Origin of the sequence: Moritella viscosa, assembly GCF_900120065.1 — a bacterium.
Classification (GTDB): Bacteria; Pseudomonadota; Gammaproteobacteria; order Enterobacterales; family Moritellaceae; genus Moritella; species Moritella viscosa.
The window spans coordinates 47,494-73,722 of record NZ_FPLG01000105.1 but is presented as its reverse complement, the minus strand read 5'-3'; the positions used below and the strand labels follow the sequence as shown (position 1 = coordinate 73,722).

The following is a 26,229-nucleotide window of genomic DNA, read 5'->3' as shown; positions in this document are numbered from 1 at the left end:
AACAATCTCTTTATACTACTTAGGTATTAAATTTATATTACATATAACTCATTTGCATACCTGATCAATTAAATCAATATAACACAGATCGAATATAACAATTGACACATATAACAAATTATACATATACTTATCGCATAATAAAAAATATATGTGAGTAAATAATATGGAACCGACACAACTTTTTAAAATTCTTTCTGACGAAACCCGTCTAAGAATATTAATGCTAATTGATATTGAAAAAGAGCTTTGTGTATGTGAATTAATATCAGCCGTGACAGCAAGTCAGCCAAGTATTTCTCGTAATTTATCTCAACTCCGTAAGTCTGGTTTATTAGTTGATAGAAAGTATAAACAATGGGTGTTCTATGCCATTAACCCAGAATTACCGGAATGGCAAAAAATAATTATAGATCTAAGTTCACAACAAAATAGCAGCTTAATTACTGCTGATATACAACGACTAAACGACATGGGTAAACGCCCAGAAAGAACACAACAACACTGCGAGTAGTAACGAACATGGGTATATTTGAACGATATTTATCAGTATGGGTAGCACTTGCTATCACCGCAGGTGTGATTTTAGGCGCTTGGCAACCAGACGTTTTTCAGTTAATTGCAGGTTTAGAAATTGCACATGTTAACTTAGTTGTCGCCATCTTTATCTGGATAATGATTTATCCAATGATGGTACAAATTGATTTTTCTGCTATTAAAGATGTCGGTAAAAACCCAAAGGGATTGTTCCTCACCGTATTCATTAATTGGATCATTAAACCTTTTACAATGGCTGCTTTTGCCTGGTTATTTTTTAAAGTATTTTTCGCTGACATGGTCGACGCCAGCTCTGCACAAGAATATATCGCGGGGATGATCTTACTCGGGGTGGCGCCTTGTACTGCAATGGTATTTGTTTGGTCACAACTCACCAAAGGTGATGCAAATTACACCTTAGTGCAAGTCTCCGTGAACGACATTATTATGGTCTTTGCATTTGCCCCTATCGCAGCATTTTTACTGGAAGTCAGTGATATCAATGTCCCTTGGGAAACCTTGCAGTTATCTGTTTTTCTCTATGTTGTTCTGCCCTTAATTGCCGGTATCCTAACACGTAAAAAATTAGATAAATCAACAGACAAAGAAGCGATTCGGCATACACTGGCAAAGCTAAAACCTTGGTCTATCTTAGGCCTACTCGCCACCGTTACCTTATTATTTGGCTTTCAGGCTAATACCTTACTCAACGATCCCAAAACCATTGTTCTCATCGCGATTCCACTGGCATTGCAGACATACATGATCTTTGCGATTACTTTTTTTGCCGCAAAACGCCTTAAACTACCGCATAACATAGCAGGTCCAGCTTGCTTAATTGGTACCTCCAATTTCTTTGAACTCGCTGTCGCCGTTGCTATTTCGTTATTTGGTCTACATTCAGGAGCGGCACTTGCCACTGTAGTTGGTGTACTCGTCGAAGTCCCGATTATGCTATCGCTCGTCGCCATTATTAATCGTAGTCAAAACAGCTTTAACAATTCAAAATCTGAATTATTAAGCTAAATAAGGCAATCATAAAATTATATATAAACATAAATTAAAATAATCTGTATTTTGGAGAATAAAATGACTATTAAAATCGGTATCAATGGATTTGGCCGTATGGGTCGCCTGGCAATGCGTGCAGCCTTTAATTGGGATGATATTGAAATTGTGCAAATTAATGATCCTGCTGGTAATGCAGAAACACTGGCACACTTACTTAATTTTGACTCGATTCATGGCCGTTGGGAGCATCAAGCTGAACATCTTGGCGATAAAATGATCATCGCTGACCGTTTTATTCCTTGTACACGCAATACCGCCATTACCGATACCGACTGGTCACAGTGTGACGTGGTACTGGAAGCATCGGGAAAAATGAAAACATCAACCCTACTGCAAGGTTATTTAGACCAAGGTGTTAAGCGCGTGGTTGTAACTGCGCCAGTAAAAGAAGAAGGGGTGTTAAACGTGGTGATGGGTGTAAATGACGATCTTTATAACAAAGACCTTCATCCTATTGTTACCGCAGCGTCTTGTACCACCAACTGCCTCGCGCCAGTAGTTAAAGTATTAAAAGAAAAATTGGGCATTAAACATGGTTCAATGACCACGATCCACAATATCACCAATACACAAACTATTCTGGATGCACCGCATGCTGATTTACGTCGTGCCCGTGCTTGTGGTACATCATTGATACCGACAACGACGGGATCTGCAACGGCAATTACCAATATATTCCCAGAATTAGCTGGTAAGTTAAACGGTCATGCTATCCGAGTGCCACTCGCAAATGCATCTCTCACCGATTGTGTTTTTGAAGTTGAGCGTGAAACAACAGCAGAAGAAGTTAACAGTTACTTCAAGCAAGCGGCAGAAAACGAACTAAAAGACATCCTTGGTTATGAAGAGCGTCCATTAGTATCTGTTGATTATAAAACCGATCCGCGTTCGAGCATCATTGATGCCTTATCAACTATGGTTGTTAATGGTACACAAGTGAAAATTTATGCTTGGTATGACAATGAATGGGGCTATGCAAATCGCGCCGCAGAGTTAGCACGCATGGTAGGTCGCTTAGACAAATGATAAAAGCGTTAGCGGGTATTTCCCCACAAATAAAACAATATCTCATTATTACCGGTAATTATTGGGCTTTTACCCTAACCGATGGTGCATTACGCATGTTGGTTGTACTGTATTTCCACCAGCTGGGTTACAGCCCGATTAATATCGCCATGTTGTTTGTGTTTTATGAAGTGTTTGGTGTCATCACTAATTTAATTGGTGGTTGGCTAGGTGCACGATTGGGGTTAAATAAAACAATGAACATTGGTTTGGGGATGCAAATTGTCGCCTTGATGATGTTAACCGTACCCGCTGACATGCTGACTGTTGTTTATGTGATGGTTGCACAAGCCTTATCCGGCATTGCTAAAGATCTGAATAAAATGAGTGCTAAAAGTGCCATTAAGTTGCTGGTTCCAAAAGGCAATGACGATAGCGGTAGTAATAAGCTGTATCACTGGGTTGCCGTTTTAACAGGTTCTAAGAATGCGTTAAAAGGGGTTGGTTTTTTCTTAGGTGGTGTCCTATTAACTACGCTTGGTTTCCAAGGTGCAATTCAGCTTATGGCAGCAATGCTATCTGTGGTCTGGTTCTGGAGTTTAATCAGTTTAAAAGCTGAACTTGGTAAAGCAAAAAACAAACCTAAGTTTACGGAAATTTTTTCTAAGAGTAGCTCGATAAACTTGCTCTCAGCTGCACGGTTATTTTTATTCGGAGCGCGTGACGTTTGGTTTGTAGTTGCACTCCCGGTATTTTTAGCAACAAGCTTTAATTGGGATCATTGGTGGGTTGGCAGCTTTATGGCAAGTTGGGTTATCGGTTATGGCATGGTGCAGTCAATCGCTCCGCAATTCACCGGTAAATCACCATCACCAAGATCAGCTGCACGATGGGCTAGTTATTTAGCTACTATTCCAGTATTGATTGCCATTGCGCTGCATTATCAATTCTATGTGCAATTCTCGATTATCGTTGGCTTATTAATCTTTGGTGGCTTGTTTGCCATAAACTCATCATTACACAGTTATTTAATTGTGAGTTTAGCCAGCAGTGATGGCGTGTCTATGGATGTTGGCTTTTACTACATGGCGAACGCGATGGGACGATTGATCGGCACCGTATTGTCAGGCTGGGTATTTCAAGTTTACGGCTTGGAAATGTGCTTGTGGATTTCCGCGCTATTTATCTCCCTCTCAGCCATTATTGCATTAAAGCTAAAAGACTCACCGACAAACTAAACCGCAAAACTACTTGGTCATAGTTTACGCTGTTACCAAGTTTTGATACACCTACTGATTAATCCCCCAGTAAATATAATCTCGTCACAAAACAAACCCCACTGACTTGAAGTTACCCACAAATAGTTGAAAATGGACAGGTTGACACCTTTCATGTGCAACCTTTACATATAGAGTCCTACACTCCCAATTAAACCCACACATCCAGGACGGAGCAATAAACAGCTATGATTATCTTTTTTATCTGCATAACACTGTTAATATTAGGGTATAAGTTTTATAGCCCCTTTGTTGAAAAGCAAGTTGGTATTGACCCTACCGCGCAAACACCACAAGTCAGATTTGAAGAAGGCATCGACTACGTTGCAATTCATCCTGTTAAAGCCTTCCTTATTCAATTTTTAAACATTGCTGGTGTTGGCCCTATTTTTGGCCCGATCCTTGGTGCGCTTTATGGTCCAATAGCTCTTGTTTGGATCGTCCTAGGTAATATTTTAGGTGGTGCAGTACACGATTACTTCTCGGGTGTATTAAGTATTAAAGAAGACGGTAAAAGTTTACCTGAAATTGCAGGGCACTATTACAACGTCTTCTTTAAAGCAGTCATGCTGGTATTCACAGCTATGCTACTGTTTTTTGTCGGTGTGGTATTCATCATGAGTCCAGCGGGCCTATTAAGTAACTTAAGTTATTTTGAAGGTACCTTCTTAGCTGGCAATACATTTTGGGTGTTAGTCATTTTGGGCTATTACCTACTTGCCACCTTGCTACCTGTTGATAAGATTATCACTAAATTTTATCCTATTTTTGGATTATTAATGATTGTAATGACCTCACTTATCGCGATTTCATTACTTTTTAATGCTCCGCATTTACCTGTCGTAGGTGATTTTTTTGGTTACTTCGATGCCGATCATTACAGCCATGATTTCTTGGAACCAAACACCGATGGCCTGCCAGTGTGGCCATTATTATTCATGACCATCACTTGTGGCGCAATCAGCGGTTTCCATTCTACCCAAGCACCTATTATTGCCCGCTGTTTAACCAATGAAAAATATGTTCGTCCAGTTTATTATGGCGCGATGATGTGTGAAGGGATTGTCGGTTGTGTATGGGCATTAGCAGGTATTGCCGCATTTCCTGAAGGTTACTCTGAACTTAAAGCATTGCTTGATCAAGGAGGTCCAGGTCTAGTGGTTAACCATGTAGCAAACAGTTATCTTGGTGCACTCGGTGGTATTATGGCTATTATAGCAGTTGCCGTATTCCCTATTACGTCAGGTGATACAGCCTTCCGTTCATTACGTTTAACGTTAGTTGATGCGTTTAATATCCCGCAAAACTTACGTAATCGTTTATTACTGGCAGTGCCAATTTTGATTATCGCTTATTTCATGACTAAGTTAGACTTTTCATTAATCTGGCGTTATTTCGCATTTTCAAACATGCTACTTTCTACCAGTGTATTATGGCTAGCAACTAAATTTTTATTTGAACGCGGAACTTTCCATTGGGTTGCTAGTTTGCCTGCTGTTATTGGTACCAGTGTTACCGCATCTTATATTATGACTGCTGGAATTGGTTTCAATATGCCGGTTGAATACAGTAAACCGATTGGTGTGGTTGTTGGTGTCGTCACGTTTATATTACTCATCGTGGCACATAATAAACGACCGAGGACTTTAATTACTTAATTATGACAAAACAGATTGCAGCCATTGTTCAAGCATGCAACTACCGTCAGTACTATTCTTACTTAGTCCAAGTACAAATAAAGCACAAGGCTGAATAATTAATTCAGCCTTGTGCTTCTGTGGAATCTGAAACTAATCCACACGTTCATCTGAAACAACTTTTCCATCTTTGATATTGATAATCCGTTTGGTACGCTGAGCCAAAGCGTTATCATGAGTAACGATAATCAAGGTTCGACCTTCTCTGTGCAATTCATTAAACAAAGCTTCAATTTCGGCACCTGATTTAGAATCCAACGCTCCAGTCGGTTCATCCGCCAAGATAATTTGCGGATCATTAACCAATGCGCGCGCAATCGCAACCCGCTGCTTTTGCCCCCCAGAAAGTTGATTAGGCTTGTGGTGCATGCGATCCCCCAAACCAACTCGTTCAAGTAATGCAGCCGCCTTTTTCCTTCTTTCTGCTGCTTTTACACCTCGGTATACTAAAGGTAGAGCGACATTTTCCAATGCACTCGCATATTCCAATAAATTAAAACTTTGAAAAACAAATCCAATATTCAAATTGCGAATTTTTGCTAACTGATTACCGCTTAATGCGGACACATCTTGGCTATTCAAATAATATTCACCCAAGGTTGGCTTATCTAAACAGCCGAGCATATTCATTAATGTTGATTTACCAGAACCCGAGGGCCCTAATATAGAAAGAAACTCACCTTTATTTATCGTCAAAGAAACACTGTCTAAAGCACGAACTTCTTCATCACCACTTTTATAATGCTTACTTATACCACTTAGAACAACGAGATTTTCAGCCGTAGATATCATATTGTTATCACTATTATTCACTTTGTAACGCCTCTAAAGGTGTAATACTGGCAGCCCTATTTGCAGGAAACCAAGCCGCCGCGACTCCGACTAGACTTAGGGCAAGAATAACCAAGCCGATAATAGAAAAAGAGAGTTCAGGTGTTGGTTTTCCGAGTTCTTCATACAAACGATTTCCCGAAATAGGTAACGCCTGAATCGAATTTATCAAGCCAAAAGTCAGTCCTAATCCGAGTCCCCCTCCAATTGCCATAGTAAAAAGAGACTGAGTCAAATAATGAAGTCTGATCGTTGCAGGACTTGCTCCTACAGCCATTCTTAAGCCAATGTCACGCGTAGCCCGCTTAACCGTTGCATACATCACATTAGCGATCCCAATACCCGCAACACCTAAGGTAACAAACCCGATAATACCTAAAAAGCTTTGTAAACCGATTAAGAAACGACGCATCGTTTTTTGCCTCAACAGCATATCTTGGGCCTGAACCAACTGCTTGTCCTCGATACTTGCACCGTACTTTCTCGCAATTACTTGTTTCACAGTGGCCGCAACTTGCTTTCGGTTCACTTGTTTAACAGGCTCAATATTGAGCGCAGAAATAGCGCTGTTTTGATGAAAGCGCTGCCAAGTGGAAAACGGTACAAAGATCGACTCATTCAATGGGATACCTTGCTCTACATTTGCGCTGCTACTTTTTATCAACCCGATAACGATGAACTCTTCACTCCCTACCTTGACTTTTTTCCCCACGGGGTCAACATTTAAAGTAGGTGTGTTAATCCAATCAAACCTATCCGATTGATTAAATAGAGAAATCGCGGCACTTTCACCCATGACAATGACCTTACGCTGTTCCTTCATATCCATAGGATTAAACCAGCGTCCTCCGGCTCTAATTTTCAAACCAGTCATCGTTTGGTATCTAGGATAAACACCAAGCGGCGTTTGCCATGTTCGACGATTCTCAAACGTCACACGTTCATCCCATTTTGCACTTGGTTGGACATTTTTGACACCCGGCAGTACTTTAATCACATTAAGATCTTCACTCTTTAATTTAAGCTGTTTACCAATATAAAAATTACCCACATTTTTAGTCGCGTAGCCGCCTGTCAAATAAATAAGTTTGCCATTGCCACTTTCAGAACTTCGAATAAGTCCTTGCCGTAAACCTTCACCAGAAGCTAACATAATAGCAATACATAACGTTGCCCACGCAACGGCTAAAATGGTTAAACTAAGGCGTAATTTTTCAGCTGCCATCTCCTGAAAAATTTGTCTTATTGGGAGTAACATTTTCAAGCCCTCGCATTCAAAGCAATAACAGGAATAAGGTTTGAAGCACGTCTAGCTGGAAAATAAGAAGCAAAAAGAGCAAGTACGGTAATGACACCTAGCGACATCCAAACAGCCTCAAGCGTTATCATTGGAAAACCAAGCCACTCAGGCATGCCAATATAATTCAATAACGCAACAATGGCATAAGAAGAGATAATGCCGATCACCGTACCACAAGCCACTAAAATCACACCTTCAGCTAAAAATTGACCAAGGATATTATTTGGTGTCGCTCCAATCGCTAAACGAACGCCTATTTCACGCGTGCGCTCAGTAACAGACAAAAACATAATATTGGCCACGCCAAGTGAACCAACGGCTAAAGTCATTGCGCCACTTGCACCAAGAAATAACTGAATGCCACGTAACAGTGTTTTAAAGAAAATAGCTTCTCTTCCTAAATCGGGCATATATATTGAGTCTTTATCGCTGGGAGCAAAATGTTGCTGCTTGGCAAAAAATGATAACAAACTCTTCCGTAGCATCACGCCAGAAATAGCGTTAGCAGGCGACACTAATAACATCGTTGGCTTGCTTTTCCATAAATCATTAAACGTTGAACTCGGGATCATAGCTTGGCTTTCTGCATTATTGAATGAAATACCACTTTCATTTTTTTCTGTCACACCAATAACAACAAAAGGAATACCGTTAACGTTCAATGTCCCGCCAACGTTTAGATTACCAATATCAGCCAACTGCCAACCAACCACGGCAACACGGTTGTGATTATCTAAATCGTTACGGTTGATTTTCCGCGATTTTTTTACTAATTTCTGGTTTTGTAACTCAAAGAATTGATTGTCAATTCCCCTCACGTATCCAGGTAAAGATCGTCCCCGGCTATCAGTAACCCTTGCATCCCATTTCCCATAAACGACTGAAATATCACGAACGCCTGATTGCCTCGATATTTCACGCATGTCACTTTCAGAAGGCGACACATTCCTTCTGACAGGTAATCCTTGCCAAGCCTTGGTCGTCTGACCCGGAAATGCCATTTGAGTATCACTCATTAATAACGCAAAAGATTTGGTATTCGTTTGATAAAAACCTTCACCTAACGCAACCAGTACTAATACCGAGATAACCCCCCATACAATGGCAATAACGGCTAATAAACTACGTAGACGATGAGCAAGTAAAGTTTGAATCGTTTGAGACAATAACCCGGTCATGATTGCAGAGCCTGTGAGATCATGGTGATAGTATTGTCATCCAGCTTCCCTACAGACTTAAGCAAAGAAATACGGTGTTGCCAGTATTGATAAAATAAAGATTGAAGCGCATTCTTACTACCAAATAGACGGTTATGAGCATCGATAACATCCGATGCTTCAGCCATGCCCGCGTCATAAACAATTTGCTTATTTTTTAATAATCGCTGCCGAGACTCTACTTGTTGTTGGGCAATCTCAACACGTTCCCAATCAACCGATAACTGAGTATATCGATTTGAAATAGTACTCTTAATACGTATTTGAACCGCTCGCACCTCTTCTTTGGCTCGCAGTACCCGTAACTTAGCTCGGTCAACATTAGCACTAGTAGCGCCATTTAAGTCCAAAGGCGCCCTAAGGTTTAGGCTAGCATTAAACTCATCATTAGTTTTATAACCTACAGACCCTGTTAACGTGGGGTAATAACTCGATTTCGCCTGATCTTTTCCAAATTCAACCACGCGAACATTCTGTTTGGCCGCAAGCAGTTCAGGGCTGTTATCATTAGCAAGCTTTAACCAAGCTGTTTCGCTGTTTACAATCAACTTAGGAGGGGTCAGATTAGTCGTATCAATTTCATAAACGACATCCGGTGTAATATTAATTAAAGCAATTAATACCGCTTTTTTATCAGCAACTTTAGATTGATTTGCTAAGATTTCTGCTCGTTCATCAACATAGTTTGCTCGCATGTCTTCAAGCTCTGTTGAATGAATTTTACCCGCTTTATAACGCAGCTCTGTAATGTGCAGCATCTTCGTTCCTTCATCGAACTTTTGCTGCGCTAAACGCAAATCACCTTGAGACTGAGCAAGCGCTAAATAAGCATTAATAAGACGTTCGGCCAGATCATTATGACTCTGTTTAAATTTTAATTTAGAAGCAAGATACTCGGCCTCAGATTGGTCCAATACCGCCCACTTGCTGCTATCCCAAATCGTTTGAGTGAGGCTCATACCATAACGATTCGTATTACTGCTGCTATCATTCCAATTACTGCTTGCTGTTATTTCTGCGCTCGGTAGTAATGCACTTCGACTCATTCTTATTCCAGTTTCACTGATTTGCTCGTCCAATTGAGATTGCTGATAAATTGGATCGTAATACTTTGCAGCATTCCATGCATCCTCAATTGTTAGCGCAAAACTGGATGAGCTAAAACTAGCCATAATAAGTCCGAAAATTGAGTTATAACAACGAAATCGAACAGACATTTTGTTATTCATTTGACGCTCCCATCATCATACTAATATCGATAATAGCCTCACCATTTTCTAAACCAGAAAGCACCTCAACTATAATGCCATCAGACAAGCCGAGTTTAACTTCACGTGCTGAATATCCAGATTCTGATTCATCAGGGATCCATACTTCTGGTATTTCACCATTAAAATTTAAAACCCGCTCAGGAATAGTAACAACATCAGAAACCTGTTTAAGGATGATTTTCGCTGTCGCAGAAAATCCCGAACGAATCGTTATATCTTGCGGAAACTGGATGTTACCAACTTCAACTTGAAAGCCATTGTCAAAGCTTTGGTTACTATCCTTAGTCGTTGAATTTAGCATCTCAGATTGCACAGCTACTTTGCTTAACATTCCTTTCATAACCACTCCAGGGTAAGGTGCTAATATAACGTTAACTGGAGTGCCGACTTTCAACTGTGCGGCATCATGTTCACTCACGCTACCTTTGAAAATCATATCTTTCATATCCGCAACTGACATCATTTCTGTTGCTGCTTGACTTGATTCTGTTGACGTAATAGGTTCACCAATCTCAACCTTTAAGTTCAAAATCGTCCCATTAATTGGCGCTGTAATGGTAGAAGTCAGCTTTGACTCACCAACTGACGATTCACCGCTGCGGATAAGATCAAAATTTTGTTTCTTTTGCTGAACATCTGCTTGGCTCGACTTCACATCAGATCGAGCTTGAATGTACTCTCCATAGTTCTTCGGAATAATATTTTTCGATACAAGCTGTTTTAAATTATCTAATTTTTGTAGTGCCGACTCTAACATTGCTTCGCTTCGCATTAACCCGGTATTGGCCAATGTTAATGCTGCCGGAGTCGGATTTGGCCGGACTTTAATAAGTGGCGTACCCACAGTAACGTAATCCCCCACTTGATGGTAAATCTCACCAACAATACCGTCTATTTGTGATTTAATAGAGATTGAATGTGCAGGGACAATTTGACCGACTGCAACAGCTTGTTTTTCAATCGTTCCTAATGAAGCAGTAATAGAGGGCAACTCGTCATTTTTATTCAATGATTGAGTCGTATTGTAATAAATGGCTCCCATCACCGATGCTGTGAATAAAGCCATGAAGACCCAGCGTTTTTTCATAATATGTTCCATGTACAATAGAGATGAATGATGCGCAATGAACATATGACTACAAGCCGTTATTTATGTTCAATAAACATGATACATAATTTACAAAATACACATGTTGATTTGTTTCGTATAACGTGGAAGATTAACGGACATGAATAGGGGGATTATTGATTATTCAGATATACTCTCTTGAATATAACGACCGATATACTCAGCACCAGATAAAATGATAGAAAAGTGAGTGTCATCTTTAAGTATCTTTATTTCATTATCAACTTGAGTTGAGTTTTCATTAGCAAATTTAGTTACTTTTTGGGCATCAAATGCTTCATCACGTTCACCAATCCACAAACCAAAACGAGTGAGATTAGCGATCTGTGTATCAGGTTCACTAGGCGTTAGCGCATTCGACATGTTAACAGTGTTAAACGTGACAATCTCAGGGTTATTCTTTAACACTTGTTCAGGAAAATTAAACATGACAGCTTTATCATGCCCCGCCAACAGCCCAAAGGATACTGAATTAAGGATAAACTTCAGGGTATTTACGTCGGAGAATTCTACACGATTATTTGCATCATCATGATTAGTTTCTGATTTATAACCAAAATAAGGCGCTAAAAAAACATAACCATCAATATCTTCACGCTGCGACCAATTAGAATAATTTAATGCCAAACCGGCGCCGCTAGAGTGTCCACCAACATATATCAGCTGTTGAGGATACCGACGTCGTGCTTGCTGAATAATCGTATTAATATCAGCCCAAACTTGTTCTTTGTTTGGTGCATCACCACGCGCACCTTCAGAACTACCATGCCCCCTAATATCGGGCATATATACCGCAATATTAAAGTTATCACGTAGGCCAATACCAAGATAATTATAAGAAAGTCCACTATGCGCGCCACCACCATGAAAAAATATTAATACCGCGTTAGCGTTAGTCGGAAAGTAAGGTCGATAAGCTAAAAAAATGTTATCTGTTGATTTAATATAATGTAATGACGCAAGCGGTTTTTTATCTGCCGCTTTCAAGGCTGAAAGTGAAAAGAAATCACTTGCGACACTTGATGTAGGCCAGACAATGGCTATAGCGAGCAGACATACTTTGAGTAACACGTTCAAACGGCTGTACCATGCACCACTTGAAAATGCTCTAATACCAGCATCATATCTTCATCTATTTCAATATCAGCAGTAACACACTCATTAGAAAAGAAATCCCAATGCGCTGCACGCCACCAATCGAGGCTACGATCACCTTCCCCTTCAGCACAGGCAAATTCAGCCGTCACATCCGAATATTTACATTCACTTACCGCCATAATCTCAACAATAGAGGTAGGTTCACCATCCCAATCCGTGACAACCAACAAGTGCCCAGCTTTTGGCATGGGTTCAATCCCAGATTCATACCAGTGTTTCATACTACAACTCGCTGTTTTAATCCCCTTACTGATTAAGTCTGCGCAACGGTTGGCATTAGTTTCATCATTACAAAAATAATCGGCACTAAATGAAGTATAACGCTGGCGCTCTCTCTCTGTCAGAGTTGCTAAATATTCATTAAGAAAAGTTTTTGTTTTTTGTTCCATGCCAACCTCACTAAACTACATTATTTTTGTATATCATCAATAACTTAACCCGTTATCTATTCAACATAATATTAAAACGACCTAATTGAGTGTATTGAACTTTATAACTCGAAACAAGTATTAAGTTCACAGTTATTCAAATTGCATTTACCGATATAACTGACTACTTTATTTTCGATTAACAGTAGATTTAAACTGTACGTGTGCTTATTAATACTTTACTGCTAAGGTTTAAATATTGGGGATCTTAATTGTTTATTCTAAAATATAACTCTATCGTCATTATCTATTCACCAATACTTGAGCTGAGAATATGATTATTGATTTTGGATTGAAAAGTTTAGTACATGTAAATAGATACCTGCGCCTTGGTGATACGATCCATCTACCAAAATCGTTAGCAACAGTAACCACGGTTAATAGAGATGAAGAAGTCGAACCAACAACAGTCGGAATGACACAAGATGGCGTAGACTCTATTTGGCAATCGGTTGAAGAGATTTATAAGACCGCGACACACCCGGCTATTTCACTGTGTTTCCGCCGCCAGGGAAAAATCATTTTAAGTCGCTCCATAGGTTATGCAAATGGGCATAAACCAAATAAAAAAGCAGATAAAAACGCACGACTCATGCAACCTGAAATACCCATTTGTTATTTTTCAGGTTCGAAAGCGGTTACAGCTTTCTTAATTCATTTATTAAACGAAGATAAACTTATCGATTTACATGATACCGTTAGCTCTCACTTACCTGAATTTGGTCTGCACGGTAAACAAGATATCAGTATCCATCAAGTTTTATCGCATCGCAGTGGCATGTCGACGCTGCCCAGTTCACTTGGTATTAATTCTCTTTCAGATAATGATGAAGTTTGGCAACAACTTTGTGCGAAAGAACTACCCGAAAATCAGGCTGGTAAACTCGCCTACCATGCACTGAGTGGTGGTTATATTTTAGAGCGTATCATTAACAAAGTAACAGGCATGAGCATACAAGAGTTTCTTGATTTAAGAGTTCGTAAGCCGATGAATATGAAATACTTTAGTTATGGGATAAGTAAATCTAAAGCATTACATTTAGCCGACAACTATGCCACTGGAATAAAAGCAATGTACCCCATTTCGTATTTTATTAAACGTGCGCTGGGAGGTTCATTTGACAGCATTGCTGAAGTAAGTAATACACCGATTTTTCAACAAGCGGTAATACCATCAGCTAACTTGATGGGGACAGCTGAAGAAATGGGACGTTTCTATCAAATGCTGTTAAATAATGGCGTTTGGGAAGGAAAACAGATCTGTAAGCCAATGACAGTAAGACGTCTCATACGCGAATACGGTTCATTAGAATTTGACCGAACCTTAATGGTGCCAATGCGTTACAGCGCAGGACTCATGCTGGGGGCAAACCCTGTCGGATTATGGGGTCAACATAGTGCCCAAGCATTTGGGCATATTGGTTTAATTAATAAATTGTTATGGGCGGACCCAGAGCGTGATATATCAGTTTCTTTGCTCAATACCGGTTTACCGCTAGTTGCCAACAACGTGCCTTCATTGGTCAACTTCATGACAAGTATTAATAAGCATTGTTCACGTTAAACTGGCTACTCAAGATCAATTTATACTCGATCGAAAAATAATTGCTGCAGCCGAATTACTTCACTAATTCGGCAATACTTTCACTTGCCCAACTTTCAAATTCCCAGTTTTTAATAAACGCATAATGTCCACCTTTTACTTGTCGATCAATACTCAGCCATTCAGATTGATGTAAATGACTAAGATGTATATATGAATATAATTACAATGCGTTATAATTAATCTTTTAAACATTACAGATTGTAATGTTAGCTCAACGGAGAAAAGGACATTTCATGCGTAAATTATTCATCGGTTTTGGCTTATTGCTAGTCAGTGCTTTTAGCCAAGCGACAGACCTTAACTGGCAAGCTGTTGAACAAAAAGCAAAAGGACAAACAGTCTATTTTTACGCATGGGGCGGCAGTCCAGAAATAAATAACTATTTACGTTGGGCTGATAAGCGCTTAAACAGTGAATACGGTGTACGCCTTAAGCACGTAAAAGTCGGTGATATTGCAGAGGCAATCACTCGTTTAGCGGCAGAAAAAACAGCGGGAAAGAACAATAATGGCAGTGTTGATATGGTTTGGGTTAACGGTGAGAACTTTAAATCAATGAAACGCTACGACCTTATTACCGATTCATTCGCAACGCAATTACCCAACTGGCGCTATGTTGATGAAACCTTACCTGTTGATAGTGATTTTTCTGAACCTACCTTAGGATTAGAAGCACCTTGGGGCGTAGGCCAACTCGTGTTTATTTACGATACAGAAACCCTAAAGAAGCCACCGACAAGCTTTAACGAACTGCTTGCTTACGCGATTAAGTATCCGAATAAAGTGAGCTATCCCAAACCACCCTCTTTTCACGGCACAAGTTTCTTAAAAGCCGCATTATTAGAATTAGCGAGTGATAATACCCCTTTATATAAACCGGTAGATAGCAAAACGTTTACGACAATATCTGCACCTTTATGGAATTATCTCGACAAACTTCATGCTGTCGCGTGGCATCAAGGTAGGTTATTTCCAGCCAGTGCTGCCGAAACGATTCAACTGCTAGATGATGGAGAGCTTAATATAGCCCTTTCATTTAACCCTAACGAAGCAACAACATCACAACAAAGCGGCAAGCTCAGCAAAACCACGGTTGCTTATGCAATGGAAGCAGGGGCATTATCTAACATTCATTTTCTATCTATCCCTTGGAATGCAAATGCAAAAGAAGGCGCATTAGTTACAATTAACTTCTTATTAAGCCCGGAAGCACAGTCTCGTAAAGGTGATTTAGCCATTTGGGGCGATCCAACAGTGTTAGCGCCACAACACATCACAGGATCAGCGCAAAAAACTAAATTGTTTAAATCAATTCCAGAACCACACCCAAGTTGGCAAACTGCGCTTGAAGCTGAATGGCAAAAACGCTACGGACACTAATTGAACGCTTTATTTAAATCAGTGAAAAAACAATCGGCGGCATCAATCACGTTTAAAATCATGGTTTTACTTACTGTCACCATCAGCTTTTTACCTTTATTACCCGGGCTTGTTGGATTAATTTTCGCCGCATTTGGTTATATCCCCGCGATAGATAAATATACATTATCGCTTGATGGTTTTGATGAGTTGCTCACTTGGCCAGGTTTGCATCAATCCATCGTGCTAACTTTATTCGTGAGTATTTCGAGCACGTTATTAGCTGCTATTTTTTGCTTTGCTATTTTACAATCCTGTTGGCATAGCCGATGGTGGAAACAAATAGAAACTCTACTAGCCCCTATCATGGCACTGCCACACGTCGCTTTTGCCGTTGGTTTTGTTTTCCTATTTACACCAAGCGGGTTTATCGCGCGTCTTTTTGGCGAACAAATTAACTGGCAATTGATTCATGACCAATATGGTTTTGGCTTGATTGCCGCTCTGACGCTCAAAGAGATCCCATTTTTGCTATTTATGAGTATTCCATTACTCAAACAATTGAACATTAATACCCCCCTTATCACAGCACAAAGTCTAGGCTATAACAGTGCACAAGCATGGCAAAAAATTATCTTGCCACAATGGTTACCTAAGATCCGTTTCTCGCTATTTGCAGTAATGGCCTATAGTATTTCGGTCGTTGATGTGGCGCTAATTATCGGCCCGACTCAACCGCCCACGTTATCCGTACTGGTGTGGCAATGGCTAAATGATGCCGATCTTGCAACGTTGCCAAAAGCCTCTGCAGGGGCATTAGTATTACTGCTTATGTGTTTAACCAGCCTGCTTAGCATCCGCAGTGCAGAATGGTTCATCACCATAAAATGTAGAACTTGGCTGTCAAATGGTCGATTTTCTCTGCCAATTGGTGGTAAAAGTATTATCACGATTACTTATTTAATCCCCCTTGTAACCTTACCTATTTTACTTCTGTGGTCGTTTGCACAACGCTGGAGATTCCCAGATATAACACCATCACGTTGGTCACTGCGATTTTGGCAACAAGAGTGGGATTATTTATTAGATGTTATCGCTACCAGCATCACGATCGCGTTAGTTAGCGCTACAATCGCGTTAGTTTTTGCGATTATCGTGCACGAACACACCTCCAAAGCAGAGATGAATAAGCAATTTTTAAAGGTACCACGATTACTCATCGCAATTCCGATGCTGGCACCACAGTTATCACTGCTGTTTGGCATCCAAGTTGTCACCTTATACATCGCGAATCAGTATTATTATTTATGGGTCACTTGGGCACACATCTTCTTTGTTTTTCCTTATATTTTTCTTGCACTTGATGGCCCTTGGCGCAGTTATGATCAACGCTTAGATAAAGTAGCATTAAGTTTGGGCATGTCCCCTTTCAAAGTCTGGTGGAAGATTAAACGGCCATTATTATTGCCTGCGATCTGGATAGCTTGGGCTATCGGGATCAGTGTTAGCCTTACACAATATTTACCAACCTTGATGTTAGGAGCTGGACGCATATCAACTTTAACAACTGAAGCGGTAACATTATCCAGCGGACAAGATCGCCGTATCAGTGCCATTTATGCGCTATTACAGTCCCTTGCTCCCTTTATATTTTATATCATCGCCATTATTGCTAGCCGTAAAACGGGTTCATTAGAACAGCAAACATCTACATCAACCAGTAGGATATCGACATCGAATGTCTCTGTCAGTCAACAATCTAACCATCCTTGATAATCGTAATCAGCCCTTATTCGCACCTGTATCTTTTACTGTTGCGCAAGGAGAGATATTCACATTAATGGGGCCTAGTGGCTGTGGAAAGTCCAGCTTATTAAGTGTGATTGCAGGGCATACATCTGCTGACTTTAGCTATCAAGGTGAGTGCTATTATCAGCAACAATTATTAAATAATTTACCTGCAGAAAAACGGAACATCGGCATACTATTCCAAGATGACTTATTATTTCCGCATCTGAACATTTGGGAAAATCTCGCTATCGCATTACCAAATAAAGTGAAAAAGGCACAGCGAAAACTAACAGCCCTTGAAACACTAACGCAGCTAAACTTATTAACGCTAGCCGACAAAACACCCATGCAAATATCAGGTGGCCAACGAGCACGTATTAGTATGATGCGCATGTTACTTGCCGAGCCTGCCGTTGTATTACTTGATGAACCATTTAGTAAGTTAGACAAATCATTACGTAGTGAATTTAGAAAATGGGTATTTACCCAAACTATCAGCAGACAACTGCCCGTATTAATGGTGACGCACGACGCTGACGATGTCCCTAACGGAAGTAAATGCCTACACTGGCCATGGAATAAGGAAAACAAAAATGCTTGATCGTTACGCTATTAAAATTATCCGTAGGCCTATTAACACAACAGCCAAACTCGTACATAAGACAGGCATAAAGGCCGATCAGGTGACCCTATTTGGTTTTATACTTGGGTTAATGAGTTTTCCAGCATTAGCGCTGCAAGAATATAATATCGCCTTGATGTTCATTATTTTGAATCGAGTGTTGGATGCGATTGATGGTGCTGTTGCTCGAATACAAGGTATTACTGATAGCGGTGGTTTCTTAGATATAACCTTGGACTTTTTGTTTTATTCACTCGTGCCGTTTGGCTTTGTCGTTGCCGACCCGAACGCCAACGCTGTCGCCGGTGCATTTTTAATCTTTGCTTTTATTGGCACAGGATCAAGCTTTTTAGCCTTTGCGATCATGGCTAGTAAACAGAACATTGAGAACCCTATTTATAAACACAAATCGCTGTACTACATGGGTGGGTTAACAGAAGGAACAGAAACAATTCTTTGCTTCATATTATTGTGCCTGTTCCCAGCTAGTTTTACCACCATTGCATATATTTTCGCGACACTATGTTGGATCACAACAGTTTCACGTATTTGGGCTGGTTATCAAACTCTAAAGTAGATTCATAATAAGTATCATTAGGGCTGAACCCTAGTCCAATTAATTACGGATAGATATCTTAAATATCAGCCACTATTTTTTGTAATAAACGTACGATCTCTTGCTGTTCTTCGCCTTCTAACGAACGGACTAAGTCAGCATTGATCGCAACTGGTATCGGCACTAAGTCCGTTTTTAAAGCCTTACCAGCCTCAGTCAAGTAAATACGAAAAGTACGACGACTATTTGGATCATCTCTACGCTCAACGAGTCCTAAAGCCACTAATTTATCCAATGTACGTGTTGTCGTTGAACTCTCAACTTTTGATTTTAAAGCAATGTCACGTTGTGTCACACCTTCTTCTTCCCATAAGCACATTAAAGTAGGCCATAGCGCTAATGATAATCCTCGTTTCTTTAATTCTGCATCAAAGTCTTTTGATGCTTTGTTAGCAACGACATTAAGCAACCAACCAAAGCTTTTTTGACGATCAAATTTATGTTCCATTCTGTACCTATACCAATTAAGAAATCGCAACTATTGCTATGGTAACTAATACCGCAACAATAAGCACCAACAAGGCTTTTAAATTTGATTCAAAACGTACAGATAAAGCAACACATTTAGCTTGATATCCAGTAACCATCGCCAATACTAATGGCTTAGCACATAATTTATAACCAATAATAGCACCGACATGAATGAAGATTAATAGCGGTAATATATAGAACAATAAGTTATGAATAAACGAAAATACATCAAGTAACCAATCAGTTAGCCACAATACTGCCAATGGTAAGTTATCAGCAAAGCCAGCGAGTACTAGGCCAGAAATACATTGTAGTAATAAACAAAGTAACAGACTTATTACCATCCAACCACCAGCAGGATTATGACCAATACTCTCGCCTTTCAGGCCACGTAAATATTGCCATATTACTTTTGGTGATCGAACAAACTGTTTAAAACGGCTCGTCTCACTACCAATAATGCCCCATATCATTCGCCATATAATTAATGTGAGCAGCCCTAACCCTAACTGTATATGCGGCCCTTCGCCATTATAGCCAGTAATAATAAGCGCCATAAATAATACAGCTTGTAACCAATGATATAAACGTGTTGGTAAATCCCAAATCTTCATTTTTAAACCTCTCAATTAAATGCAATAACAACACTTTACATTAAAACAGTTGCGCATGCAACAATTGCAACGTAAGGTATGTAACAAGTCCACAGAGACAAACTTAAATATTTAATCAGGAGTAAGACATGCAAGTATCTCAACAAATAAACAAATTCATAGCAGCACTATCTATTACATTAGGTTTGGCAAGTATGTCAGTAGCACAAGGTATACAAGACGTAGAGCAACGCCAAAATGCTTTCTCAGAAATTGATGAACAACAAGAACAAATAGAAGACCTGCTTGATGATAATAACAATAACTGGCAACAGCTCATCACACTAAGTACAGCACTAAACGCCAATTCATCCTCACTACAACATCTGTTTGTAGAAGGTAGTCAGCCAGGCAGTAAAGCGAAGGACAAAGTTTGGAAGGATAATGACAAATTTAAAGCCGCATTAGCAGAAATGAACAATCGCTTTATAAAAATCGACGGAGCGATCAAACAGCACGATAAGTACGCAGCTAAAGATGCACTAAAAGAGGCAAACAAGACTTGTCGTAACTGTCACCGCCAATACCGTTCACGCTGGTAAATTCAGATACAGAAATAGTCACTTTTATCACTCATTTAGGATATAACCATGAATACTAAAACACTAAAAAATATACATAAAACAGCGGCGATATTTGCACTTGTACTCATCACATCATTTCTTACAAGTACCATCATTGCTGATCTGTTAGCTACACCACAGCAGATTACATACGTTAAAAGTACCATACTCATGTTTATTCCTGCACTCATTTTAGCCATGATAGTCACCGGAACATCAGCAAAAAAACTATACCCAGGTGCAATGAAAAGCGCATTTAAGATCAAACAGACTATGATGAAGGTTGCGGCCATCAATGGGGTGATCATTTTATTACCCGCGGCAATAATATTAGCAAGGTGGTCTGTATTAGGGCAATTCGATGGGTTATATTGGACAGTCCAAATTTTAGAAATAATCGCAGGGATGACGAACTTAACCATGATTGGATTAAATATTCGGGATGGGATTCGTTTAGGATATAAGGCAAAAAAACGCACTGCTCGCTAATGTGACAATAACGACTACAATGCGCCTCAAAGTGCTCATCGAAATGCTGAGTACTTCCTATATCACTTTAGAATATTGTATAAATTTGCTTTTAATCTAGTTTTTAACTTCGTTACTTACATCTTTCGCGATATCACGAGATGCGTGGCCAATCGACTTAGTGACATCTCTTGTTGCATGACCTATATCACGACCAACAGTCTTTAGTTCTGCGCAAGCAGTCAACCCAAGTGTAAATGTTAATACAGTTATTGTTACAGCTAATTTTTTCATTAAGATAAATCCATCAATCAAACACTAAATTAAAACATCTAATAAATTCTGCTAATTAGAATAATACAAGCTTACTATTTCAATAAATAAGGCGTGATAAACTCGCTCACTTCACGCTGACAGACTCCAATGTCAACGTCGGTTCCGGCATCAGTTAACACAGTAATGCCCTTACCACTGTTACGCGGATCAGGGTCAATAACAGCCACAACCACACGTTTTATATTACGACCAACAAGCGAATGAGCACAGGATGGTGTACGACCTACAAACGAACAAGGCTCTAAAGTAACATAAGCAGTTACCTCTTCCAGCGAATTGTTATATTGAGCGATAGCTTGTGCTTCAGCATGATGTTGACCAGGCGCTTGAGTAAAACCCTCGCTAACAATTCGATTATTTTTAACTAACACACAACCAACAGGTGGATTAGGTCGACAATGTGGTAACGCTAATTTAGAAAGTTCCAATGCACGAAGCATAAACTGTTCATCATTCAATAAATCCAAAACTTATCCTTACAACGTGACTTTTAGTCAGGCGACCCTGCTTCACGTCATACCATTACAATGCAATATTATACAGCGGCAGTGCGTAAACACTGATTAACCTTTGATGGTAATCGTTTTACCAGCAAAGATCGAATCGTGTACAAAATTCACGCAGTTTTTTGCTCGGCTAAGTCCGCAATTATTTTTTATAACGTATCCCACGATTTTTATTATCAGGCATTGTCTTAAAACGTCTGTGGAGCCACATCCATTGGTCCAGACCACGAAGTATGACTTTCTCTAAAGCCGAATTCATCACTCTCGCAGCACCTTTGGGGTCACTACGTGGAAACTCACTGCTAATATCATCATCAATTTCGAGTGTGTAAATATCATCTTTACGAAAACTAGATACAGTGATCACCGCGCATTTACTGGCATCAACAAGTATGCTAGTAGCCGCTGTGGTAGCGGTATCTTTAACACCAAAGAATGGCACAAATACAGCATGCTCAAAACCATAATCTTGATCCGGTAAATACCATAAACGTCCCCCTTGTTTCAGTACTCGCAACATCCCTTTTACATTTTTACGATCAATCATTTTATTACCGTGATGTGTACGTCCCCAATGTTGAATGAAATTATAGGCTGGATTACTGTGCGGACGATAGACACCATAACCAGGCGCAAATAAAGTAAACGCCCGTGCTGTTATCTCTAAATTCAAAGCGTGCACACCAACAACGAGTACCCCCCGGCCAGCTTTATCAAGAGCGAGTACTTCATCATAATTTTTAATCACTAAATGTTTTTTGAATCGCCAATTAGGCCAAAACCATGCAATACCCATTTCAATAATAGCTAAGCCAGTATTCTTAATATTTTCTTCACTGAGGTTTTTACGCTCAACATCCGTCATATTAGGAAAAGCGAGCTGGAGGTTACGCTGTACAATAGTAACACGGCTTTTTGCTAATTTAATAACAACATAACCGAGGCTACGACCAAGACGTAGCAGCAAGCAGTAAGGCAATAATAAAACAGTTAAAGCCAATAGAATGACAGCAAACCAAACAAGCCAGAATTTGGGATGAAGCAATGATAATTTAAACGTAGGTGACTGATATTTTGACATAATAGTTTCAAGTCTAAGGTTGTTTTATCGCATCCTATACAATGTTGAACAGATGCAATAACATCGGATTAAGATCACCACTATAAAATATTTAATGCCAACATTTAATACTTTCTGACAGAAGCTTACATAAATGTAAATGAAGTATCAGCTATTGTATATCACTACCTTTTTAAGCTGTCACAGTGTCAACTTAGACGTTTTCTCTAGATAATCAAGACCACTGGTAATCGCAACAACCTGTGCTTGAATGCAGTTTTCATCATCCACGAATGGACTATCAGGGTATACTTCCGTTGTTGTACCATAAGTACAATCACTAAACCCAGAGCATAAACCTAACGCTTTAGTTGCATAATTAATGACACCAAACTGAGCCAATTTTTCACCAATAATACGACCGCTATCATCGGCAGGTGCGATATGGGTAACCTTGCTAACGGCATTAATAATATACGTTTGGAATTCAGTATTAGGATTAAGCGTATCACCAACTAAATAAAATCCGTCGGGGATATTCCAATTATCATGAACGACAGCATCACGCGCAGCCAATGCAGGTCTAAACTCGCTGTTATCTGTATCCGTCGTTTCATGCAAATCAATATGTGCAGTGATCTGAACATCAAGTTTCGCAATACATTGCATTAATGCGGCAGACTCTTCAGCTGGACTATTTTCAACAAAAGAACGATTTGGATCAATGGCGTTTGGATTCCACCGATTAATGGTTTCATAACCCCAAGGACTAACACAAGGTGCAACCACAATATTAAACTGCGCGCTATAATTTAGTGCTTGTGTTTCAATGAAACGAATAGCACCTTGCACACCACTGGTTTCATAACCATGCACGCCACCAGTCACTAATATTGTCGGTTTAGTGTTATCCCAATGGCGTGTTTTAACAACAAACAACGGGAAACGAGCCGGATCATAAGATAGAGCACCATACTGTTCAACATCAAAATCTTGCTGTAGCGGTTCTAATTTAGCAAGAACCTCTTGCTGGTAAGTCCGTACTACGCTTTGTTTCGCCAACCATGCAGCTTTATCTTCAGCGGTCCACTTTTGACCAGGCGTACCGATTTTATATGCTTGTTCATGATCCATTTAATAACCTTCCTTAGGATAATAATGTTTATGTTTACATTATTATAATGCGCTATTAAGGTGTAGGTTAACAAGAGAAAGTTTTATAGTGAATAAATTGAGTAGAATGATCACCTTTACCAAAAGCCTAAGGTGATCACTTATTTATAACTAGAATAAAAGGTTTAGGCCATTATTGAGCCTGAATATTAAGCGTCACATCCGACGTTGAACCATAACTGCGAATATCAATCTTCCAAATACCAGCCTTTGGATTATCAATTACGCAGGTTTCAATATTACCCGGTGTTTTGGAGGTGCAATCCGATTTAGAAAATAATAATTTGTCCTCATGTTTTACATACAGATTGGCATTACCCGTTCCACCAGCCAATGTCACGGTCAGACGCGTATAGCCTTCACCTAATTCTTGTTTAAAATGAGCAGGCCTGAAAAAGCTAGTCGATATATTTGATTCTGTTCTATCAATGTCACTGGCCGGTGGTTGCGCAACACGACACTCACTGTTATTATTCACATCAGCAACGATACCGACCGCCGTTAACGAAGCCAGAACATCATCAACGCTATAGCCTAAGTCACAGGCTGCATCCATAACCCCGTTACCAGCATCATCCCAATTACTGTTTGGTGTCCAGTAAAGTTGATTAGCCGTTGCGTATAAAACAAATGCTTTCTCAGTATCCCAGCCAGACGTTGTCGCTAAGTTATAAAACGCTTTGTTATACACACCAGAACTATGATGAACATTCATAATATTGCTATAATCCGCTTGGTTATCAATCGAGTTACCATCCATCGTCGGATTACTCATAGACCGTAACCCACCACTACCTTTCAGTATTTGAGCACCAACCAACCAATCATTACTGCCATTCATATAAAATTCTGCCGCTTCACCAGCCATATCAGAGAATGATTCATTCAAACCACCAGACTTACCTTTGTATTCTAGCCCAGAGTTTTGCTCTGTAAAGCCATGACTCACCTCATGCGCTGATACATCTAAGCTAACTAAAGGATAAAAGGTATCTGCACCATCACCAAAGGTCATCGACTCACCATTCCAAAATGCATTCTCATAATTTTTATCATAATGAACGCGCATCACTAACTGTGATGTTAACGGAGAAACATTTAGCCAATCTTTATACATATCAAAAATGACACCACCAAAAAAGTGTGCATCGTTAAGTGGTGAATAAGCACCATTAATCTGCTTAGCAGTATTCTCTGGGCAGGTAAAGCTAAATGCAGTAGTCCCTTCCGTTTCATGATTTAAATTAACTGTTTTCAACTGTTTATTGCTCATCGTACAGGTGTCACCTGACTGGCTCACATTTAGCGGTTTAAAATCCAAGCCATAACGATATTCTCCCGTTTTTTCATTACCACCGGGACCAATTCCATCCGCTGTTTGCAAATTATCAAAATGCAACAAAACTTCACCAGACTGCGCATCTATAATATAATAAGGACGTGACGGTTCACCTGCACTTTGAAAGAAACTCACTTCATATACTAACCTAGCAACGCCATCATCATCCTGCCAAACTGCAAGTCGTGATGCTTCATTTTCCGTTACAATCGATTGACTCATTATTAATGGACTTACAGGCATACTTAAGTGTTTTGCTCTTAATAATGCATCTACTTTTGTCATCGATGGTGTTATATCAAAAATATCATCAGCAATATTATTTAATACTGCACCGTGAGCACGTTTAAAAAAGCCCTTCTTATTATGAGATATAACAGCCTGTTCACCAATAACAGGTAACCCAAAGTAGGTTTGCTGATAACGAGTGATCGTATCTCCCTTATTATTTCGATACGTTCTTATCACACTTAAACCATCGTTCTGTGACAGCCCCAAGAGTTGTGCTGGTGTACTCGCTAATATGCCAGAGTTTGCTAATGTAGTCGTTGCGAGTGTCTGCATACTATCACGTAAATTAACTCTTTCTGCCGCAATTGTATTTACAGAACCAAGGAGACTAAACGCAACTGCAGAAAGTATAAACTTCTTATTCGCCATCATATAAAATACCTAAAATTGAGTATGTAAAGAATTAGTAAAGCATTATATGAAGTTTTAGTAAAGCATAATTAACCGCTTGAAAA

The 26,229-nt window shown here is 39.7% G+C and carries 26 protein-coding genes; 12 read left to right on the top strand and 14 right to left on the bottom strand.

Features of this window, described 5'->3' with window-relative positions:
* The first annotated feature begins 166 nt into the window (after window positions 1-166).
* The 5 genes from BT797_RS16680 to BT797_RS16660 all read left to right on the top strand — a co-directional run bounded on the left by BT797_RS16680 (window position 167) and on the right by BT797_RS16660 (window position 5,548).
* Window positions 167-514 carry a metalloregulator ArsR/SmtB family transcription factor gene (locus BT797_RS16680; protein ID WP_045110987.1) on the top strand — a complete coding sequence of 116 codons (348 nt, stop codon included), beginning with the start codon at window positions 167-169 and terminating at the stop codon, window positions 512-514.
* A gap of 8 nt (window positions 515-522) precedes the next feature.
* Entirely contained in the window at window positions 523-1,563 is a 1,041-nt protein-coding gene (arsB, locus tag BT797_RS16675) for an ACR3 family arsenite efflux transporter (RefSeq protein ID WP_075472852.1), read from the top strand.
* Between the two features lie 63 nt (window positions 1,564-1,626).
* The gene (locus BT797_RS16670) at window positions 1,627-2,634 is read left to right on the top strand and encodes an ArsJ-associated glyceraldehyde-3-phosphate dehydrogenase (RefSeq protein ID WP_045110989.1); all 1,008 of its coding nucleotides are present in this window, start codon (window positions 1,627-1,629) and stop codon (window positions 2,632-2,634) included.
* Entirely contained in the window at window positions 2,631-3,851 is a 1,221-nt protein-coding gene (gene arsJ / locus BT797_RS16665) for an organoarsenical effux MFS transporter ArsJ (RefSeq protein ID WP_075472850.1), read from the top strand. Before BT797_RS16670 ends, arsJ begins: the two co-directional genes overlap by 4 nt.
* 227 nt (window positions 3,852-4,078) lie before the next feature.
* Window positions 4,079-5,548 carry a carbon starvation CstA family protein gene (locus tag BT797_RS16660; RefSeq protein WP_075472848.1) on the top strand — a complete coding sequence of 490 codons (1,470 nt, stop codon included), beginning with the start codon at window positions 4,079-4,081 and terminating at the stop codon, window positions 5,546-5,548.
* A 132-nt stretch (window positions 5,549-5,680) separates the two neighbouring features.
* On the opposite strand, the gene BT797_RS16655 is transcribed toward BT797_RS16660, so the two are convergent.
* The 7 genes from BT797_RS16655 to BT797_RS16625 form a co-directional block, all read right to left on the bottom strand.
* Window positions 5,681-6,379 carry an ABC transporter ATP-binding protein gene (locus tag BT797_RS16655; protein WP_045112586.1) on the bottom strand — a complete coding sequence of 233 codons (699 nt, stop codon included), beginning with the start codon at window positions 6,377-6,379 and terminating at the stop codon, window positions 5,681-5,683.
* Window positions 6,380-6,392: 13 nt separating this feature from the next.
* Window positions 6,393-7,676, bottom strand: a complete 1,284-nt coding sequence (locus BT797_RS16650; RefSeq protein ID WP_045110992.1) for an ABC transporter permease — start codon at window positions 7,674-7,676, stop codon at window positions 6,393-6,395.
* 2 nt (window positions 7,677-7,678) lie between these two features.
* Window positions 7,679-8,896 carry an ABC transporter permease gene (locus BT797_RS16645; protein ID WP_075472846.1) on the bottom strand — a complete coding sequence of 406 codons (1,218 nt, stop codon included), beginning with the start codon at window positions 8,894-8,896 and terminating at the stop codon, window positions 7,679-7,681.
* Window positions 8,893-10,164 carry a TolC family protein gene (locus BT797_RS16640; protein ID WP_075472844.1) on the bottom strand — a complete coding sequence of 424 codons (1,272 nt, stop codon included), beginning with the start codon at window positions 10,162-10,164 and terminating at the stop codon, window positions 8,893-8,895. Before BT797_RS16640 ends, BT797_RS16645 begins: the two co-directional genes overlap by 4 nt.
* Window positions 10,157-11,293 carry an efflux RND transporter periplasmic adaptor subunit gene (locus tag BT797_RS16635; RefSeq protein ID WP_139291692.1) on the bottom strand — a complete coding sequence of 379 codons (1,137 nt, stop codon included), beginning with the start codon at window positions 11,291-11,293 and terminating at the stop codon, window positions 10,157-10,159. Before BT797_RS16635 ends, BT797_RS16640 begins: the two co-directional genes overlap by 8 nt.
* A 162-nt stretch (window positions 11,294-11,455) precedes the next feature.
* Window positions 11,456-12,406, bottom strand: a complete 951-nt coding sequence (locus tag BT797_RS16630) for an alpha/beta hydrolase (RefSeq protein ID WP_045112589.1) — start codon at window positions 12,404-12,406, stop codon at window positions 11,456-11,458.
* Between the two features lie 2 nt (window positions 12,407-12,408).
* On the bottom strand, window positions 12,409-12,882 hold the full coding sequence (locus tag BT797_RS16625) for an ASCH domain-containing protein (RefSeq protein ID WP_045110994.1): 474 nt from the start codon (window positions 12,880-12,882) through the stop codon (window positions 12,409-12,411).
* Window positions 12,883-13,195: 313 nt separating this feature from the next.
* On the opposite strand from BT797_RS16625, the gene BT797_RS16620 reads away from it, so the two are divergent.
* From BT797_RS16620 to BT797_RS16600, 5 genes are all read left to right on the top strand, one after another.
* Window positions 13,196-14,485 carry an EstA family serine hydrolase gene (locus BT797_RS16620; RefSeq protein WP_045110995.1) on the top strand — a complete coding sequence of 430 codons (1,290 nt, stop codon included), beginning with the start codon at window positions 13,196-13,198 and terminating at the stop codon, window positions 14,483-14,485.
* Between the two features lie 275 nt (window positions 14,486-14,760).
* Complete coding sequence (locus BT797_RS16615) at window positions 14,761-15,906, top strand: ABC transporter substrate-binding protein (RefSeq protein WP_075472842.1); 1,146 nt, start codon at window positions 14,761-14,763, stop codon at window positions 15,904-15,906.
* Window positions 15,907-17,658, top strand: a complete 1,752-nt coding sequence (locus tag BT797_RS16610; RefSeq protein ID WP_075472840.1) for an ABC transporter permease — start codon at window positions 15,907-15,909, stop codon at window positions 17,656-17,658.
* On the top strand, window positions 17,624-18,277 hold the full coding sequence (locus tag BT797_RS16605; RefSeq protein WP_045110997.1) for an ATP-binding cassette domain-containing protein: 654 nt from the start codon (window positions 17,624-17,626) through the stop codon (window positions 18,275-18,277). The genes BT797_RS16610 and BT797_RS16605 overlap by 35 nt, the downstream gene beginning before the upstream one ends.
* Entirely contained in the window at window positions 18,270-18,875 is a 606-nt protein-coding gene (locus BT797_RS16600) for a CDP-alcohol phosphatidyltransferase family protein (protein ID WP_045110998.1), read from the top strand. The genes BT797_RS16605 and BT797_RS16600 overlap by 8 nt, the downstream gene beginning before the upstream one ends.
* A gap of 58 nt (window positions 18,876-18,933) precedes the next feature.
* Here the strand turns inward: BT797_RS16600 and BT797_RS16595 are convergent, their stop codons facing one another.
* Window positions 18,934-19,362 (bottom strand): MarR family winged helix-turn-helix transcriptional regulator, encoded by a 429-nt coding sequence (locus tag BT797_RS16595; RefSeq protein ID WP_045110999.1) that lies wholly within the window; start codon window positions 19,360-19,362, stop codon window positions 18,934-18,936.
* Between the two features lie 16 nt (window positions 19,363-19,378).
* The gene (locus BT797_RS16590; protein WP_075472838.1) at window positions 19,379-19,999 is read right to left on the bottom strand and encodes a cytochrome b/b6 domain-containing protein; all 621 of its coding nucleotides are present in this window, start codon (window positions 19,997-19,999) and stop codon (window positions 19,379-19,381) included.
* Window positions 20,000-20,127: 128 nt separating this feature from the next.
* On the opposite strand from BT797_RS16590, the gene BT797_RS16585 reads away from it, so the two are divergent.
* Together BT797_RS16585 and BT797_RS16580 are read left to right on the top strand one after the other, a co-directional pair.
* A complete protein-coding gene (locus tag BT797_RS16585) occupies window positions 20,128-20,580 on the top strand; it encodes a c-type cytochrome (RefSeq protein ID WP_082287461.1) in 453 nt (150 codons plus the stop codon).
* Window positions 20,581-20,628: 48 nt separating this feature from the next.
* Window positions 20,629-21,090, top strand: coding sequence for a hypothetical protein (locus BT797_RS16580; RefSeq protein WP_075472836.1), 462 nt, complete (start codon window positions 20,629-20,631; stop codon window positions 21,088-21,090).
* Between the two features lie 96 nt (window positions 21,091-21,186).
* On the opposite strand, the gene BT797_RS23865 is transcribed toward BT797_RS16580, so the two are convergent.
* From BT797_RS23865 to BT797_RS16560, 5 genes are all read right to left on the bottom strand, one after another.
* Complete coding sequence (locus BT797_RS23865; protein WP_170860781.1) at window positions 21,187-21,363, bottom strand: hypothetical protein; 177 nt, start codon at window positions 21,361-21,363, stop codon at window positions 21,187-21,189.
* Between the two features lie 74 nt (window positions 21,364-21,437).
* On the bottom strand, window positions 21,438-21,872 hold the full coding sequence (locus BT797_RS16575; RefSeq protein ID WP_045111002.1) for a bifunctional diaminohydroxyphosphoribosylaminopyrimidine deaminase/5-amino-6-(5-phosphoribosylamino)uracil reductase RibD: 435 nt from the start codon (window positions 21,870-21,872) through the stop codon (window positions 21,438-21,440).
* Between the two features lie 181 nt (window positions 21,873-22,053).
* Entirely contained in the window at window positions 22,054-22,992 is a 939-nt protein-coding gene (gene lpxL, locus BT797_RS16570) for an LpxL/LpxP family Kdo(2)-lipid IV(A) lauroyl/palmitoleoyl acyltransferase (protein WP_075472834.1), read from the bottom strand.
* Between the two features lie 180 nt (window positions 22,993-23,172).
* Window positions 23,173-24,105, bottom strand: a complete 933-nt coding sequence (locus BT797_RS16565) for a M14 family metallopeptidase (protein WP_075472832.1) — start codon at window positions 24,103-24,105, stop codon at window positions 23,173-23,175.
* Window positions 24,106-24,277: 172 nt separating this feature from the next.
* Window positions 24,278-26,146 carry a M4 family metallopeptidase gene (locus BT797_RS16560; protein ID WP_075472830.1) on the bottom strand — a complete coding sequence of 623 codons (1,869 nt, stop codon included), beginning with the start codon at window positions 26,144-26,146 and terminating at the stop codon, window positions 24,278-24,280.
* Window positions 26,147-26,229 lie beyond the last annotated feature (83 nt).